Here is a 15,559-nt window from a genome sequence, read left to right as displayed (position 1 = left end):
CCAAAATCGTGCCATTTAGTAGAGTACTCTCTTACGATTCCCAAATTATACTTTCTTTGTTTTCGTACCAAGGCTCCATCATTGAGGCATAATTTTTTTCAATAACGTTTCTTTTTGTCTTCATTGTGGGGGTAAGCATATTATTATCGACCGTCCAAGTGCCCTTTATGATGACTATTTTTTGTACTCTTTCGTATGTTTTTAGGCGGGGATTGAGGTCCGAAAGGGTTGAATTGAGGCTTTGATTAATGGTATCTTTGTCAAATTTTTGGGCCATTTCTGATAAAACAACGAGGGCAATGGGCTGCGGTAAGTTTTGGCCTACAACACAAATTTGCTCAATCATTTTGTTGTCGGCAAAGCCAAATTCAATCTGTGATGGTGCCACATATTCTCCTTTCGAGGTTTTATACATTTCTTTGACCCGACCCGTTATTTTGAGGTATCCATCTTCATCGACTTCGCCCACATCGCCCGTATGAATCCATCCTTCTGAATCAATGGTATCAGTCGTGAGTGATGGTTCACGGTAATAACCCAGCATATTCCAAGGTGAACGAGTTAGAATTTCACCCGTACCTTCCGCAATGACGACCTCCATGCCTGGGTAAATTTTTCCCACACTACCATCTTTGGGGTTGTCGTGGGGCATCATGCACACTGCACCTAAGTTTTCGGTCATCCCGTAGGCTTCCTGAATGGTAATTCCCAAACGCCTAAACCAACGAATCAAGGAAATCGGCATCGGTGCTGCGCCTGTAAGGACTAACTGGGCTTCATTGAGCCCAAGCCCTTTCCTAATTTTTTTCTTGACAATGCCGCTCAATACTGGAATTTTGAGCAATATTTCTAGCTTTTTCTGCGGCATTTTGGCCAAAATACCCAACTGAAATTTGGTCCAAATACGGGGTACAGCCAAAAAATGGGTTGGGCTTGCCGCTGTTAAGTTTTTGGCAAATGAATCAAGCGATTCGGCAAAATAAACCGTTCCGCCCGTGCCAAGGCTGGTCGCTTCGACAATGTTGCGTTCAGCAATGTGGCAGAGGGGTAAGTAAGAAAAAAAGCGCGGGTTGGGTACGTCGTAGCGGAGAATGTGTTTGGTTCTGCCAACGGCCTCTGATACAGCTCGGTGCGTCACCATCACTCCTTTGGGGTTTCCAGTAGTCCCCGAAGTATAAATGATTGAAAACAACTCATCAGGTTGAGGCGTGGGGTTGTCGGAAATAGGGGCGTAGTTGGCCAAAATATCATTCCACTGAATGTGTTCAGGGTCAGGATTATAAGTGGGAAACGATATACATTTGACAGTAGAAGAAACTCCTTTATTCATTCCTGACCAATCGTCGAGCTTACCTACAAACAAAACCGAACAACCACTGTGGGTGAGCACTTGCTGAAGCTGGTCGGCGGTAAGGGTGGCATAAAAAGGTACGGAAACGTGGCCTGTCATCATAATGGCCAAATCGGCAATAATCCATTCGGCACAATTTTTGGAAACCAGCCCGATATTGCTTTGAGGCGGTAGGTTGAGCGAGCGCAAGTAGGCAGCGAGCCGCCGCACTTGATCGCCGACTTCTTGCCATGTATAATCTCTGAAATTATCCCCAAAAGGCTGACGAAGATAAACCTGATGAGGACGTTCTTTTTCCCAATGGTATAAATTATCAACAAAGGTAGTTACTTGCGTTGGCGAATTGGTGGCTTTCATCGTGGGTCAATTGATTTAGGTATTTTAACAAAAATAGTATTATATTGTTAAAAAATTGATTTGTATTGATAAAAATCGTTTTTCCTAAAAATGAAAACCTGGGGAAAATACATTGGATTATAGTATATCAAAATGCGGAGCACGTACCTATGGAAGAAATTCCCGTACCTACGCAAGGATGCACGAGAATTCCTTCGTAACAAGAACTAAGGCTTGATCAACACTTTCCCCCAACGTCCATGCGCTTCGGCGTGGGTAACGGCTTTGGCTACCTCGTCCAATGAATAAGCGGCTTCAATCGGCATCTGCACTTTCCCCGTGGCAAGCAACTCAATCACTTCCCCAGCAACGCGGTGGCGAGTGGCGGCGTCGGTGCGTTTCATCCAGTCGGTCAGCCAAAAACCTTTGACCACCAGCTCGCGGAAAATCATTAGTCCAAAATTAATGCTTGGGTCTTGCAAACTCATCAACCCATACACGAGCATAATACCCCCTCGGCCCATACACTTGAGGGCTTCGCTGGCGGTATGCCCACCGACGCACTCCAACACGGCGCGTACGCCTTCGTGGTTGGTAATTTGCTGGACTTTTTTCGGAACGTTTTCTTCTTCAGTATTGATAATTTCGTCAATCCCAAGGGCTTTTAATTCTTCGTTGAGGTCATTGCGGCGTACCGTTCCAATCGTTTTGATGCCTCTCATTTTACAAATTTGAATCACCATTTTGCCTAGAGCCGAAGCACAGGCCGTAATCATCAACCATTCGCCCGTTTTTACCCCCGATTCTTCCACCATCGCAACGGCCGTAAATGGGTTAACAAAAAGTTGGGCAGCTACCTCGTCCGACATGGCTTCGGGCACAGGGATAAGCGTTCGATAGTTGGTCAAAACATATTCGCTCCATGCTCCTATGGCCGTAAAACTTACGCGCGTACCAGTGCTAAGTTTTACGTTTGTTCCTGCTTGTTCAATCACCCCAACTCCCTCAAATCCTGCGCCAGAGGGTAACTGAGGCCGAATCCCGTATAGGTTTTGGACAAACATAATATCGGAAGGATTGATGGGGCTTGCCAATACCCGAATCAGTACCTCGTCAGGGCCAGGCGTGAGTGGGTTTACTTCTTCTACGTGAAGAATGTCGGCAGGTTTTCCAAAATGTTGGAATACGACTCGTTTCATAAGAGTTTTTAGGTTAATGGGTACAGAATAAAATCTAATTTTACGGTTCAATATTCGACAATTTATTTTTATGAAGCTACTCTATACCGTTTGGTGTGTTTTCTGGCTGATGCTGATTTTTTTGTTGCTGTTCCCTTTTATGTTTATCTGCCTTCAACGGGAAGCGTGGAAACCGTATGCCCATTGGTTAAACCGACTATGGGGTAAACTGTTTTTTCCCTTGGCGGGGATTAAAATTGAAATAGAGTATCAATTTCGTCCCGACCCTGCGCAAGCATACGTGTTTTGTGCCAATCACTTTTCGTACCTTGACATTGCGGTAATGGGGGTGATTCTGGATAACTACTTTGCCTTCGTGGGTAAACACGGGGTTAAAAATATTCCGTTGTTTGGCTATATGTTTCAAAAACTTCACATTCAGGTCAACCGCGAAAACAGCCAAAGCCGAGTAGGGTCGTTGAGCCGAGCACTAAAGACACTGGCAAAAGGGCGAAGTATCGTTATTTATCCAGAAGGGGGAATAAAAACAAAAAAGCCACCTCAGATGCACTCGTTTGTGGACGGGGCATTTAAGATGGCAATCCAGCAGCAAGTGCCAGTAGTACCTGTCACCTTACTGACCAACTATAAAATCTTGCCTGACGAGACACCCATTCGGCTATCTCGTTATCCAATGAAAGCCATTGTACACGAGCCACTCGTGACAGTTGGGTTGGGACAAGAAGACGTTATGACGCTCAAAAACAATTGCTTTGAGGTCATTGATAGAGCCTTACGTGGCGCTCACAAACTATAAAAAAAGCAATCAACCGAAGCTTTAGGCGACCGATTGATTGCTCTTATAATTTTGTGAATACGCCAGAATGTTTGAAACTACGCTGTTTGAAGGCGTCCGCTCAATTTTATTCATTAGACTTTTCATCTCAAGGGCATCGAGATAAAATTCTAATAACTCTTGATCCCCGATAAGGGCATCTTCTATGAGCACATTTTCGTCTTCGGTGGTTTCTTCGTAAACATACCGAATTACATCATCTGGGGTAAACAGTTGTATCATATATAGGAACGCGGTTGCTGAGTTGCTTTCGCAAATTAATCAGCGCGTAACGCATTCTCCCCAAAGCCGTGTTGATACTCACTCCTGTGGCATCGGCAATTTCCTGAAAACTCATGTCTTCGTAATGGCGCATAATAAGCACCTGACGCTGAGGATCGGGTAACCGTTGAATCAGTTCGCGGAGGTGTTCATGTGTTTCTTGACGAATTTGGAGCGACTCGATTGAGTCTTCCGAAAAGTCTAAGGTATTGAACACACTGCTTCCATCTTCAAACACTACTTCCGGGTAACGTTTATCACGCCGAAAATGGTCAATAGCCAAATTGTGAGCAATTCTCAATATCCACGGCAAAAACTTGCCCTCATCGTTATACTTACCAGACTTGATGGTATCCACAGCTTTAACGAAGCTATCTTGCATCAAATCCTCAGCTACGTACTGATCTTTAACAATCAAATAAATAGTGGTGTAAATCTTTGACTTGTGACGCTGAACAAGTTTTTCGAAGGCTTTCTCGCTGCCTTGGATGTACAATGAAACAAGCTCACTGTCGCTAACTTGGTACTTTTCCATTTTTTTATGTACAATTAGTTAACGTAAAGCGTTGTTTCGATAGTATGTCCCCCTTTTAATTTTAATGAAGAAATTTATTTTGCGTCTTATTCTTGTGCCAAAGATAAATGATAAAAAAAATATTGTGCAAGCGTTTGCCAAATTTTTTTTAAAGTGTAATCGTAACACCAAATTTAATTTCGACTATTCAGAAGAAGTCAGAATAAATGTCGGTATTACACTAATCAAAGAAAAAATAGGATAGGTGTTTAAATTTTAATTTTTTTAATCTCTAAACACCGTATTTCTTCTAAGTAGAAGCAAGTGGTTTTTAGACTAAGCTACCCAGCGTGTTAATTCGGACAGCGTCACCCTTCCTTCATAAATTGCTTTGCCGACAATGACGCCAAAAAGTTTCATTTCGGCCAAACGCTCAATGTCGCCAATATTGCTTACACCACCGCTGGCAATGATATTCAGCTCAGGGCAATGCTCTTGAAGGTTTTTGTACAAATCAAAGGAAGGGCCTTGAAGTAACCCATCTTTGGCGACGTCGGTACTGATGGTGTATTTGGCTCCTTTTTCTACCCATTGTTGCACAAAATCATATACCCATAAACCCGTGCCTTCCTCCCAACCGCTGACTGCTACTCGTTCGTTGCGGGCATCGGCCCCTAAAATCATTTTTTCGCCGCCGTGTTGGTTAAGCCACGTTTCAAATAAGTCGGGATTTTTTACGGCGATGCTACCGCCTGTTACCTGCTTTGCTCCCGAATCGAAAACAATGCGGAGGTCATCGTCAGATTGTACTCCACCGCCAAAGTCGATGTGAAGCTGAGTTTGGGTGGCGATTCGCTCCAATACTTTCCAGTTGATGACTTTTTTTGCTTTGGCACCGTCCAAGTCCACTAAGTGTAGGCGAGTAAGGCCCGCATCTTCAAATTGTTTGGCAACTTCGAGTGGGTTTTCGTTGTAAATGGTTTTTTGACCGTAATCGCCTTGTGTGAGGCGGACGCACTTGCCCTCGATAAGATCTATGGCAGGAATGATATGAAACATGTGTTTGGTAGTGGGTAATGGATAATCAGTAATTAAGCAAAAGGGTAATTGCTTCCGTATTTCTGTGTTTTAGGCACAACAAAGATAGGTAAAAAATGATTTAAGCATTTTAGAACCTACCTTTGTAGGAACTTTTCGCTGAAGATTACGTATTGATAGTTGGATTTAGATACCCGCGACTGGCACCGCTTTATTATAATGGGTAAGCCGCATAGGCGAGTATCTGCATGATAAAATAAAGATGTTATACCCTCAAGATATAGAACAAAAATTAGGCTTTGACCGAATCCGCGAGCACCTGAGAGAGCTTTGCTTGAGCCCACTTGGGCAGGCATTTGTGCAGAAAATTCGCTTTTCGGACAACTTTGCCGTCATTGATAAACTCACCCGCCAAACCGCTGAAATGAAGGCGATTATGGAAGAAACCTCGGGCGAGTTTCCTGCCCAAAATTACTTGGACGTGACGTCTGCCCTCGAAAAAATTCGTATCGAAGGTATGTTGCTCTCGTTGGAGGAGTTTTACGACCTGAAACTATCGCTTCGTACGATTCGTCAGGTGCTGAAATTTTTGGCCGACCAAGAAGATGACCGCTTCCCGTTTCTGCGCGAGTTGGCAGGCAATGTGAAGGTGGAGAAATCGGTCAGTGATTCCATCGACCGCATTATTGATGACCGTGGTTTGGTACGCGACAATGCTTCGCCTGAGTTAGCGGATATTCGGCGACGGCTGATTTCGGAGGCGGCGACGGTGCGTAAAAAATTGGAATCTATCCTCAAACACGCCAAAAATAGCGGTTGGGTCAACGATGACGTGTCGTTTACGGTTCGTAACGGCCGCATGGTGATTCCGATTTCGGCCGAGCATAAGCGCAAATTAAAAGGTTTTGTCCACGACGAATCAGCGACGGGGCAAACGCTCTTTATGGAGCCAGCCGAAGTACTAGATGCTAATAACGAGATTCGTGAGTTGGAATATGCCGAACGCCGCGAAGTGAATCGTATTTTGATTCAGTTGGCCAACCAAATTCGTCCGCACTTGAGCGATTTGCAGCGGGCGTATCAGTTTTTGGGGATGGTTGATTTCATCCGTGCCAAGGCTAAACTAGCTTCGCTACTAGATGCTTCGCAGCCTACGTTTGTGAATCAACCTATGATTGATTGGCGGCAAGCGCGGCACCCGTTGTTGTATTTGTCTTTCCAACAACAAGGCCGAAAGGTGGTGCCGTTGACCATTCAATTGTCGCAGCAACAGCGGATTTTGGTCGTTTCTGGCCCCAACGCAGGTGGTAAATCCGTCTCGCTCAAGACCATTGGTTTGGTGCAGTATATGTTCCAATGTGGGCTGTTGGTGCCCATGCGAGAGGATTCTAAAATAGGACTTTTTCAAAACTTGTTTATTGATATTGGGGATGAGCAAAGTCTTGATAATGACTTGAGTACGTACAGTAGTCACCTTACCAACATGAAGTACTTCTTGAACTTTAGTCAGAAGAAAACCTTGTTTTTGATTGACGAGTTTGGAACAGGAACGGAGCCAAGTTTGGGGGGAGCGATTGCCGAAGCGATTCTAGAAGATTTGACCAAATCAGGCGCGTACGGAGTCATTAATACCCACTATACCAACCTCAAAACCTACGCCGATAAAACGCAGGGATTGGTCAATGGTGCGATGCGTTACGACGGGGAGCATTTGGAGCCACTTTACGAACTCGAAATAGGAAAACCAGGGAGTTCGTTTGCCTTTGAAATTGCCTCAAAAATTGGATTGCCAAAGGCTGTAGTGCAGCGGGCAAAAGGGAAATTAGGTTCTCAGCAGGTCAATTTTGAAAAGTTGATTAAAGAACTGGAAATTGAGAAAAAAGTGTTCTCGGAGAAAAATATTGAGGTGGGTATTAAGGAGCGGAAATTGGCCCAGCAATTGGTCGAGACGACGGCATTGCAGTTGCGATTGGACAACGACCAAAAGAAAATTTTGAACGACGCCAAGCAAAAAGCGAAACAGTTGTTGGCCGATACTAATCAGCGTATTGAGAATACCATTCGGGAAATCAAGGAGAACAAAGCCGAGCGTGAACCCACCAAGCAGGTCCGCCAAGAGTTGGAGAAATTTGAGGAAAAAGAACTCGTGCTTCAACCCGTAAATGAACCCGAAAAAGAGGAGTTTTTGCCCGAAAAAGGAGAAATTGCCGTTGGTAGCTTTGTCCGAATCAAAGGCCAAACTACGGTAGGAGAGGTGTTGGCGATGAAAGGGAAAGATGCCGAAATTCGCATTGGCGACTTAAAATCAAACGTGAAGTTAAACCGTTTGGAAAAGGTGTCAAAAAAAGCGTTTAAAGAAGCTACGGGCGAAAAAAGTGCAGGAATCCGCCTCGGAGGAATTGACATGAATGAAAAAATGCTCAATTTTAGTTTTAACCTTGATATTCGAGGAAAACGGGGTGAAGAGGCGATGATTGAGCTTGATGAACTTATCAACAACGCCATCATGTTGGGCTACGACGAATTGCGGATTGTTCACGGAAAGGGTGATGGTATTCTGCGTCAGTTGGTACGTAACCACCTCAAAACGTTTAAGCAAGTAGGAAAAATGACCGATGAACACCCTGATCGCGGTGGAGCGGGAGTGACGATTGTTCAGATGAAATAACATGACAATGCAGGGGCCAATTGGCGTATTTGATTCGGGGTACGGAGGGTTGACAATTTTAAAAGAATTGGTCAAGCAATTACCGCAATACGATTATTTGTATTTGGGAGATAACGCGCGTGCTCCTTACGGCACGCGCTCGTTTGATACAGTTTATCATTACACTTTGGAGTGCGTAGAAGCATTGTTTTCCAAGGGATGCCACTTGGTGGTTTTGGCCTGTAATACGGCCTCCGCCAAAGCGTTACGCAACATCCAACAATTGGATTTACCACACATTGCGCCCGACAAACGCGTATTAGGCGTCATTCGTCCAACGACCGAAGTAATAGGGACGTTTACGGAGAGTCAGCACATCGGTATTTTTGCCACCGCAGGAACGGTTGCTTCGGAGTCGTATTTGGTTGAAATAGAGAAGTTTTTCCCAAAAGCGAACGTACACCAAGAAGCGTGCCCTATGTGGGTGCCGTTGATAGAAAATGGAGAATTTGACAGTGACGGTGCAGATTATTTTGTCAAAAAACACATCGAACACTTGCTCGACCAAGCACCAAACATAGATGCAGTTTTGCTGGGATGTACGCATTATCCCTTGTTAATCAAAAAGATACGTCAATTTTTGCCTGCTCATATTCGCATTGTTAACCAAGCAGAAATTGTGGCAGCGAGTTTAGCAGACTATCTCTATCGCCACCCTGAAATGGAAGCAAAATGTGCTAAAAATTCGCGACGTACCTTTTATACAACTGATTCAACGGAGGCATTTGACCGTCAATCGGCGGTGTTTTTTGGGCAAGAAGTGAAGAGCCTTCACCTGGATTTGGGGAAATAGGAAAAATTAGGAATTACGAATGGGTACACTGTGAGGTAAATAGTTTCATTTTTACCTCACAATGTAATGAGTGACGAAGGTGTCTTGATTTTTTGTGCAGCTTGATAAATAGTGAACTCGAAATTCTAACCTATTCTTCTGCTAGCGTACGTGACAGATTGATTCTATAAATGCCAATGGAAGGAATCGCAGCGGCTAAAATACCAATCAGAATAGCACCAACGAACAACCAAATTTCTTCGGTAAGAAGGCTGAAGTCAGAGAAAGAATAGTGGTAATCTGACTCGGCGGCACGGCTGAATAACCATAAACCTACGCGACTCAACAGCACACCTGCTACGTATCCCGCTACGCCAAGCATGATTCCTTCGAGCAAAAGCATCACAAAAAGCTTGGTGCGGGTAGCACCCATAGAAAGCATCAAGGCCATTTCATATTTACGTTCTTTCAATGAATTGTAGAGCGAAATAAATACACTCACGCCCGCAATTAAGATGATAATCAGGGCGATAGCGCGCAAAGTGTCGATTCCCACACCGAGCATTGAAAACAAACGATTGATTTCAAATGCGACCGAAGCGGCCTGCATTTTGGTATTTTCGTTGATAAAACGAGGCAAGGCAACCATCCCCATCGGGTTGCGAAATTTAATCAACATGCTCGTGATTTCTTGGCTTGGGTCGTCGGTTTGGGTAGAATCGCCCATGAGCAAATTGGTTACATTGGCACCCTGGCCTGGCGTTTCGGCATGTTCGTGAATGGCCCAAACACTCGAAATATCGGTCAAAATTAACTGGTCAATCACCGAATTGTTGGTTTCAAAAACCCCCACTACCTTGTATTTTTTGTCGCCGTGTACGTCGTCCATGTTGTCGAACCCATGGCCTCCTGCAAATACATCCCCCACTTTTAAACCTGCCACCCGTGCTGCTTTTGCTCCCACGGTTGCTTCCATTGATTTTTCAAAAAGGCGACCTTCCGCCACTTTTGCTTCAAAGTGTTTTGGGTATTTGGCACTGGTTCCTACGATACGAAACGATAGATAATTGTCACCCATCGAAAGCGGAATCGCCGTTTTGACCAGCGGGTTGCGCATTATTTTTTGCGCTTCGTTGAGCGAGATGTTCCCCGTAGGAGAGTCGATTTGATAAATACTCGATAAAATGAGCTGAAGAGGACTACCTTTAGCCCCTACGACCATGTCGATACCTTTGATGTTACGGCGAAATTGCTCGTCAAGTTGTTTGTTGAGAAGTAACAACAACGAAATGATACCAATTCCGAGGGTCATGAGTAAGGCACTCAGGAAACTATTGAGCTTTTTGTCTTTGAGATTGGCCCAGCTAATCTTGAAAAGGTTCATCGGTGTATAAACGGATAAAGAAAATGAGTTACCAAAGTTACGGATAGATGCGGTGATAGAAGATATTCATCGTCGATATTTTATTGGTGCTCGATGTTAGTTGATGTAAGTCAGTTAGTTAGCGTGATATTCATCATACTTAAAGCAAGACGACAAAGCTACCTTGAGCCATCAGTTCAAACCAATAAACACTTATCACAATGAAAAAGATATTAGTCCCAACCGATTTTTCTGGTTTTGCCAATAACGCCCTCGAAGTGGCTGCCGATATAGCTTTGAAAACAAACGCCTCGATTATGTTGCTTCACGCCAACGAAAAAATGGTCACAGCTACGCCGTTGGCTGAGTACTATCTGTACGACAAAGCCATTGAGGATGAGTACCTTGATATGGTGAATGAAAGTTTGAAAAAGACCCTCGCTGAGATAGCAGATAACGATAAGTTTGCACGGGTAAAAATAGAAACAGCCGTGATTGGTGGCCCTATGGTCAGCGTGATTGAAGAAGTGGTGAAAGACCACGCCATTGACTTGATTGTGATGGGAACGCGCGGTGCTTCGGGTATGGAAGAGTTTTTTATTGGTTCAAATACCGAAAAAGTAATTCGTCGTGCTCCATGCCCTGTGTTGGCCTTGCCTAAAGCGGTGACGTCGTTCAGTAAAATTGTGTTCCCCACAACCTTGAAAGAAGACCAAAAAGGAGCATTCAGTGCTTTGGCCGAATTACAAGATATTTTTCACGGGGAAATTACGCTTTTGTACCTCAACAATCCCAGTCATTTGAAAGATAACGCAGCGATTGAGGCGCGTAAAAATGAACTGTTGAAAGCAACGGCGCTAGGAAAAGCAACATTGTTTGTGTCGGATGCGGACGTTTTTAATGAAGAAGAAGCAATTTTAGATTTTGCGCACCAACAAAAAGCCGATTTGATTGTGATGGCTACGCACCAACGTCGCGGACTCGCCCACATGTTCATGGGAAGTATCACGGAAGATACCGTAAATCACTCGGATATTCCTGTACTTAGCATTAGTATTCGATAGAAGAATGTAGTGCTGGTGGTTTCTCAAAATGAGTGTGCTGGTGGTTTCTCAAAACCACCAACGAGGTTTCTTAAAACCGAGTGTCACAAGGTTTTGAGAAACCTTTTTTTCGGGATGTAAGCATCCCTCAGCACCGTAATTTTTTAAAAAGCCACTCTTTTTCTACTTCTTTTACTTCTGAGGGTTGAAGTGAACCCAATTTGACATCCTCAATCGACCAACGTACCAACCGCAACGTGGGATAACCCACGGCGGCGGTCATGCGGCGTACTTGGCGGTTTTTTCCTTCGTGAAGCGTGAGGGCTACCCAGCTCGTTGGGATATTTTGGCGAAATCGTACGGGGGGATTACGTTCGGGCAAAAGCGGTTCATTGACCAGTTGTTGCACTTTAGCGGGCAAGGTCGCGTGGGGTTTTCCATCAATTGAAATCGTTACGCCCGTTTGAAGTTTACGACAAGCTTCGTCCGAAATTTGCCCATCCACTTGCACAAAATAAGTGCGTTGGTGCTTAAACTTAGGGTTGAGAAGACGGTTGTTCAGAAAAGTGTCGTTGGTCAAAAGGAGAAGCCCCTCGCTATCAGCATCGAGGCGACCAACGGGGTATATGTCCTTCGGAAAATCAAAGGGTAAATCGGCCAACGTCGTTTTGTTGCCTTCCTTCGAGAACTGCGACATCATTCCGTAGGGCTTATAAATCAGGAAGTAACGGTGTTTCATTTAAAAAAACGGCTATCGAACGAAAAGGGAACACTTTCCACCACCTTTATTTCTTTCATCCTTGGGTGGTTCGGATTGATGAGGTAATTGAATGACATAGGTACAATCACCGACGGAATGGCCATGACCAACGAAGATTGCTGTTTAAACCAGTCGTTAGTAAATTGTTGCGTAGTAGGGGAAGTATAAATGCTATTCCAACCGTTGGGTAACTCTGCTACTTCGACTCGGATGATTGCACTTTCTGGAACTTCAATGGTCGCCAACACGTGTGCGGGGAGTTCATCAAAATAAAATTCTTCGAGATGAACCAGGGTTTCTAGCAAAGCCAGTTCGGGGGTTGCTGAAGTATAAATTAGGGCATTCCCGATACTGTTCCAACGCCCTCCAAACAATTCGGCTCCGTAGCCAGAAAGGATATTCTCGGCCGAAGAAAACTTGGCTTTTTGAAGGCGAAAAACGTGCATCATCTAAATATAAACGCCGTACTCAATACGGCCTAGGGCAGTTTCTACTACGTTTAGACCCGTGATTGTGGCCAATAGCTGAATCGGGGCTTCCCCATTCATCGTTCGCAAAGGGCGTCGTAGCCAGCGCTGAAACTTATCTCGGCTCTCAAAAACTGTTTCTCCGTATTGAAGAATTTTTTTTAGTTGCAATAACCGATCAGAGGCGCTGGCATCAAGACGGGCGTCTTCTTTGTAGCGATGGTAAGTACGTTCTGACAGGTTTAAAATTCGGGCCATTTCACGGTCATTAAGTTCATAGACATTGGCCAACGCATCGGCGTCGTTTTTTGTAAGACCTTCTCGCGTTTTTTCGATGAGTAAAAAAGGGTCATCGAAGGTCAACAACAGAAAAGACGATTGTTTAGGTTGTGTAATCATGCCTTTGTTATTTGACACAAATATAACTGCAATTTGGCACACTTTTGTTCCTGAGAACTCCAATGAGCTTTTAAACCTTCTCAATAATCATGGCCGAAGCGCCACCTCCGCCGTTACAAATAGCAGCGAGGCCGTATTTGCCTCCTTTTTGCGTGAGTACGTTTTGAAGCGTGACAACGATACGCGCTCCCGAGCAGCCAAGTGGGTGGCCTAATGATACTGCTCCGCCAAACACGTTGGTTTGTTGGTGCGAAATGCCCATTTCTTTCATAAAGGCCATCGTCACGACCGAAAACGCTTCGTTTACTTCAAAAAAGTCGATATCACTGACGCTTAACCCCGCTTTTTTTAGGGCTTTCGGTGCGGCAACAGTAGGGGCGGTGGTGAACCATTCGGGCTCATGCTCGGCATCTGCAAATGATACGATGCGGGCTAAGGGAGTAATCCCAAGTTCTTTCACCTTGGCTTCGCTCATCAAAATCGTTGCCGCCGCTCCGTCGTTGATGGTTGAAGCATTGGCCGCAGTCACGGTGCCCTCTTTGGTAAAAGCAGCCCGCAACGACGGGATTTTGTCAAACTTTACATTTTTATATTCTTCGTCTTGACCAAACGTAATAGGGTCGCCTTTTTTCTGCGGAATTTGAACGGGAACGACTTCTTGCTGAAAACTCCCCTCGCTCCAAGCAGCGGCACTTCGTTGGTAAGATGCAATGGCAAACGCATCTTGTTCTTCGCGACTGAAACCGTACTTGCTGGCCGTCGCATCGGCGCATACGCCCATGGCCATGCCGCCATAGACATCGGTAAGGCCGTCTTTGGCAAGGCCGTCGATGAAAGTTCCGTTGCCGTAGCCATAGCCACCAAAACGGGCTTTGTCGAGGTAAAACGGAATTTGAGACATGTTCTCCATTCCTCCCGCAACCACTACATCGGCATCACCGAGCATAATGTCTTGGGCGGCCATCATTATGGCTTTCATGCCCGAAGCACACACTTTGTTGACGGTCGTGCAAGTAGCGTTTTTGCTAAGTCCTGAAAAGATAGCTGCTTGGCGCGCAGGCGCTTGGCCGAGATTGGCCGAAACGACATTGCCCATATATACCGCTTGAACCAAGTTGGGGTCTATGTTGGCTTTGGTAAGTGCCCCACGGATGGCGGCCGCTCCTAATTGCGTAGCCGAAACCGTTGACAAAGAACCCCCAAAACTTCCGATGGGAGTGCGGGCCGTGGATACTATATAAACCGATTGCATGTCGATAATGAAAATAAATAGGTTTAAGATATAAAGAACCAAAGGTAAAGGTTTTTCGGTTTGTTCAATATGACTCGACCGTATTACTGGCTTGGTGCCTTTTTTGTATTCTTTGCTGCTTTTTGTTTTGCTATGAAAGGCGTTTTTATCAAGTTAGCCTTTCGTCATGACATTGATGCGATTTCACTTTTAACACTGCGCATGGGGCTTTCTGTTCCTTTTTATGGACTCATCGCTTGGCGGCTTTCTTCCCAAAAAGACAACGTTCGTTTTACACCCAAGCAATGGCTGTGGGTGGTTTCGATGGGGATTACGGGCTACTATTTTGCGAGCTATTTCAACTTTTTGGCTTTCCATTACATTACAGCGAGCTTGGAGCGCATTTTATTGTTTATTTATCCAACGTTTGTGCTGTTAATCAATGCTTTTTTTCGGAAAAAGGCGGTTACCAAACTTCAAATAGGAGCGGTGGCGCTGACTTATACGGGTATCGTGCTGGCGTTTGCCCAAAACGTAGATTCATCCCAGCAAAAAGATTTGTTTTGGGGTTCTTTTTGGGTGATTATCAGTGGGTTGGTGTATGCAGTCTATTTGGTGGGAAGTGATAAGATTATTTCCCAAATCGGTGCCCAAAAATTCACGGCCTACGCCATGATAGCCGCTACCGTACCGACGATTATCCATTGTTTTGTGGAAAATGGGCTACACATAGGTCATTACCCGTCGGAAGTTTATTGGATTGGGCTGGTAATGGCGCTGTTTATTACGGTGTTGCCTTCATTCGCTTTGACGGAGGGAATCAAACGAATAGGCTCAGGCAATGCCTCCATCATTGCTAGTATTGGCCCTGTTTTTACCATTTTTGTGGCAACAGTCGTTTTGGGAGAACAAATTTCGGCCTTACAAATTGTCGGAACGTTGCTGGTGTTATTGGGCGTTTTTTTGATTGGTTGGAAAGGCAATAAATAGGAATGTCGAGGGGCGAGTGCAGAATGTCGAATGAGGAGCATTTTTTATTCGACGATTACAGTCGGGTTGTGAGCAACCCTCAACACAAATAAAAATTCGACATTCTGCACTCTGCCCTCGACATTCGATTTGTGAGCAACCCTTAGCACAAATAAAAATACGGCATTGGACATTCTGCACTCTGCCCTCGACATTCGATTTGTGAGCAACCCTCAGCACAAATAAAAATTCGACATTCTGCACTCTGCCCTCGACATTCGATTTGTGAGCAACCCTTAGCACAAATAAAAATA

15 protein-coding genes are annotated in these 15,559 nt (G+C 44.8%); 5 read left to right on the top strand and 10 right to left on the bottom strand.

Going from position 1 to position 15,559, the window contains the following annotated elements; genetic code table 11:
• Positions 1–31 precede the first annotated feature (31 nt).
• Positions 32–1,708 carry an AMP-binding protein gene (locus AC23P2_RS04520; RefSeq protein ID WP_487772094.1) on the bottom strand — a complete coding sequence of 559 codons (1,677 nt, stop codon included), beginning with the start codon at positions 1,706–1,708 and terminating at the stop codon, positions 32–34.
• A gap of 206 nt (positions 1,709–1,914) precedes the next feature.
• Complete coding sequence (locus AC23P2_RS04515) at positions 1,915–2,886, bottom strand: zinc-dependent alcohol dehydrogenase family protein (RefSeq protein ID WP_487772093.1); 972 nt, start codon at positions 2,884–2,886, stop codon at positions 1,915–1,917.
• A 70-nt stretch (positions 2,887–2,956) separates the two neighbouring features.
• On the opposite strand from AC23P2_RS04515, the gene AC23P2_RS04510 reads away from it, so the two are divergent.
• A complete protein-coding gene (locus tag AC23P2_RS04510) occupies positions 2,957–3,682 on the top strand; it encodes a lysophospholipid acyltransferase family protein (protein WP_487772092.1) in 726 nt (241 codons plus the stop codon).
• Positions 3,683–3,703: 21 nt separating this feature from the next.
• Here the strand turns inward: AC23P2_RS04510 and AC23P2_RS04505 are convergent, their stop codons facing one another.
• The 3 genes from AC23P2_RS04505 to hisA form a co-directional block, all read right to left on the bottom strand.
• Complete coding sequence (locus AC23P2_RS04505; RefSeq protein WP_028525763.1) at positions 3,704–3,943, bottom strand: hypothetical protein; 240 nt, start codon at positions 3,941–3,943, stop codon at positions 3,704–3,706.
• On the bottom strand, positions 3,918–4,517 hold the full coding sequence (locus AC23P2_RS04500) for an RNA polymerase sigma factor (RefSeq protein WP_028525764.1): 600 nt from the start codon (positions 4,515–4,517) through the stop codon (positions 3,918–3,920). Before AC23P2_RS04500 ends, AC23P2_RS04505 begins: the two co-directional genes overlap by 26 nt.
• 315 nt (positions 4,518–4,832) lie before the next feature.
• The gene (hisA, locus tag AC23P2_RS04495) at positions 4,833–5,555 is read right to left on the bottom strand and encodes a 1-(5-phosphoribosyl)-5-[(5-phosphoribosylamino)methylideneamino]imidazole-4-carboxamide isomerase (RefSeq protein WP_487772091.1); all 723 of its coding nucleotides are present in this window, start codon (positions 5,553–5,555) and stop codon (positions 4,833–4,835) included.
• Positions 5,556–5,796: 241 nt separating this feature from the next.
• Here hisA and AC23P2_RS04490 point away from each other — a divergent pair, with 241 nt between their 5' ends.
• A complete protein-coding gene (locus AC23P2_RS04490; RefSeq protein ID WP_487772090.1) occupies positions 5,797–8,202 on the top strand; it encodes an endonuclease MutS2 in 2,406 nt (801 codons plus the stop codon).
• A 7-nt stretch (positions 8,203–8,209) separates the two neighbouring features.
• A complete protein-coding gene (gene murI / locus AC23P2_RS04485) occupies positions 8,210–9,034 on the top strand; it encodes a glutamate racemase (RefSeq protein WP_487772089.1) in 825 nt (274 codons plus the stop codon).
• A 130-nt stretch (positions 9,035–9,164) separates the two neighbouring features.
• Here murI and AC23P2_RS04480 read toward each other — a convergent pair whose 3' ends face one another.
• A complete protein-coding gene (locus tag AC23P2_RS04480; protein ID WP_487772088.1) occupies positions 9,165–10,397 on the bottom strand; it encodes an ABC transporter permease in 1,233 nt (410 codons plus the stop codon).
• Positions 10,398–10,597: 200 nt separating this feature from the next.
• On the opposite strand from AC23P2_RS04480, the gene AC23P2_RS04475 reads away from it, so the two are divergent.
• Positions 10,598–11,440 (top strand): universal stress protein, encoded by an 843-nt coding sequence (locus AC23P2_RS04475; RefSeq protein ID WP_487772087.1) that lies wholly within the window; start codon positions 10,598–10,600, stop codon positions 11,438–11,440.
• A gap of 127 nt (positions 11,441–11,567) precedes the next feature.
• Here AC23P2_RS04475 and AC23P2_RS04470 read toward each other — a convergent pair whose 3' ends face one another.
• The 4 genes from AC23P2_RS04470 to AC23P2_RS04455 form a co-directional block, all read right to left on the bottom strand.
• Entirely contained in the window at positions 11,568–12,158 is a 591-nt protein-coding gene (locus AC23P2_RS04470; RefSeq protein WP_487772086.1) for a pseudouridine synthase, read from the bottom strand.
• Positions 12,155–12,628: an RES family NAD+ phosphorylase gene (locus AC23P2_RS04465; protein ID WP_487772085.1), complete on the bottom strand. Its 474-nt coding sequence runs from the start codon at positions 12,626–12,628 to the stop codon at positions 12,155–12,157. Before AC23P2_RS04465 ends, AC23P2_RS04470 begins: the two co-directional genes overlap by 4 nt.
• A complete protein-coding gene (parS, locus tag AC23P2_RS04460; RefSeq protein ID WP_487772084.1) occupies positions 12,629–13,045 on the bottom strand; it encodes a type II RES/Xre toxin-antitoxin system antitoxin in 417 nt (138 codons plus the stop codon). It abuts the gene before it with no gap.
• Positions 13,046–13,115: 70 nt separating this feature from the next.
• A complete protein-coding gene (locus AC23P2_RS04455) occupies positions 13,116–14,297 on the bottom strand; it encodes a thiolase family protein (protein WP_487772083.1) in 1,182 nt (393 codons plus the stop codon).
• Positions 14,298–14,366: 69 nt separating this feature from the next.
• Here AC23P2_RS04455 and AC23P2_RS04450 point away from each other — a divergent pair, with 69 nt between their 5' ends.
• Entirely contained in the window at positions 14,367–15,266 is a 900-nt protein-coding gene (locus AC23P2_RS04450) for a DMT family transporter (protein ID WP_487772082.1), read from the top strand.
• Positions 15,267–15,559 lie beyond the last annotated feature (293 nt).

Source organism: Runella sp. R0.1_18, from assembly GCF_057652155.1.
Note: the sequence above shows the minus strand (reverse complement) of the source record. Positions and strands in the feature narration are given on the sequence as shown.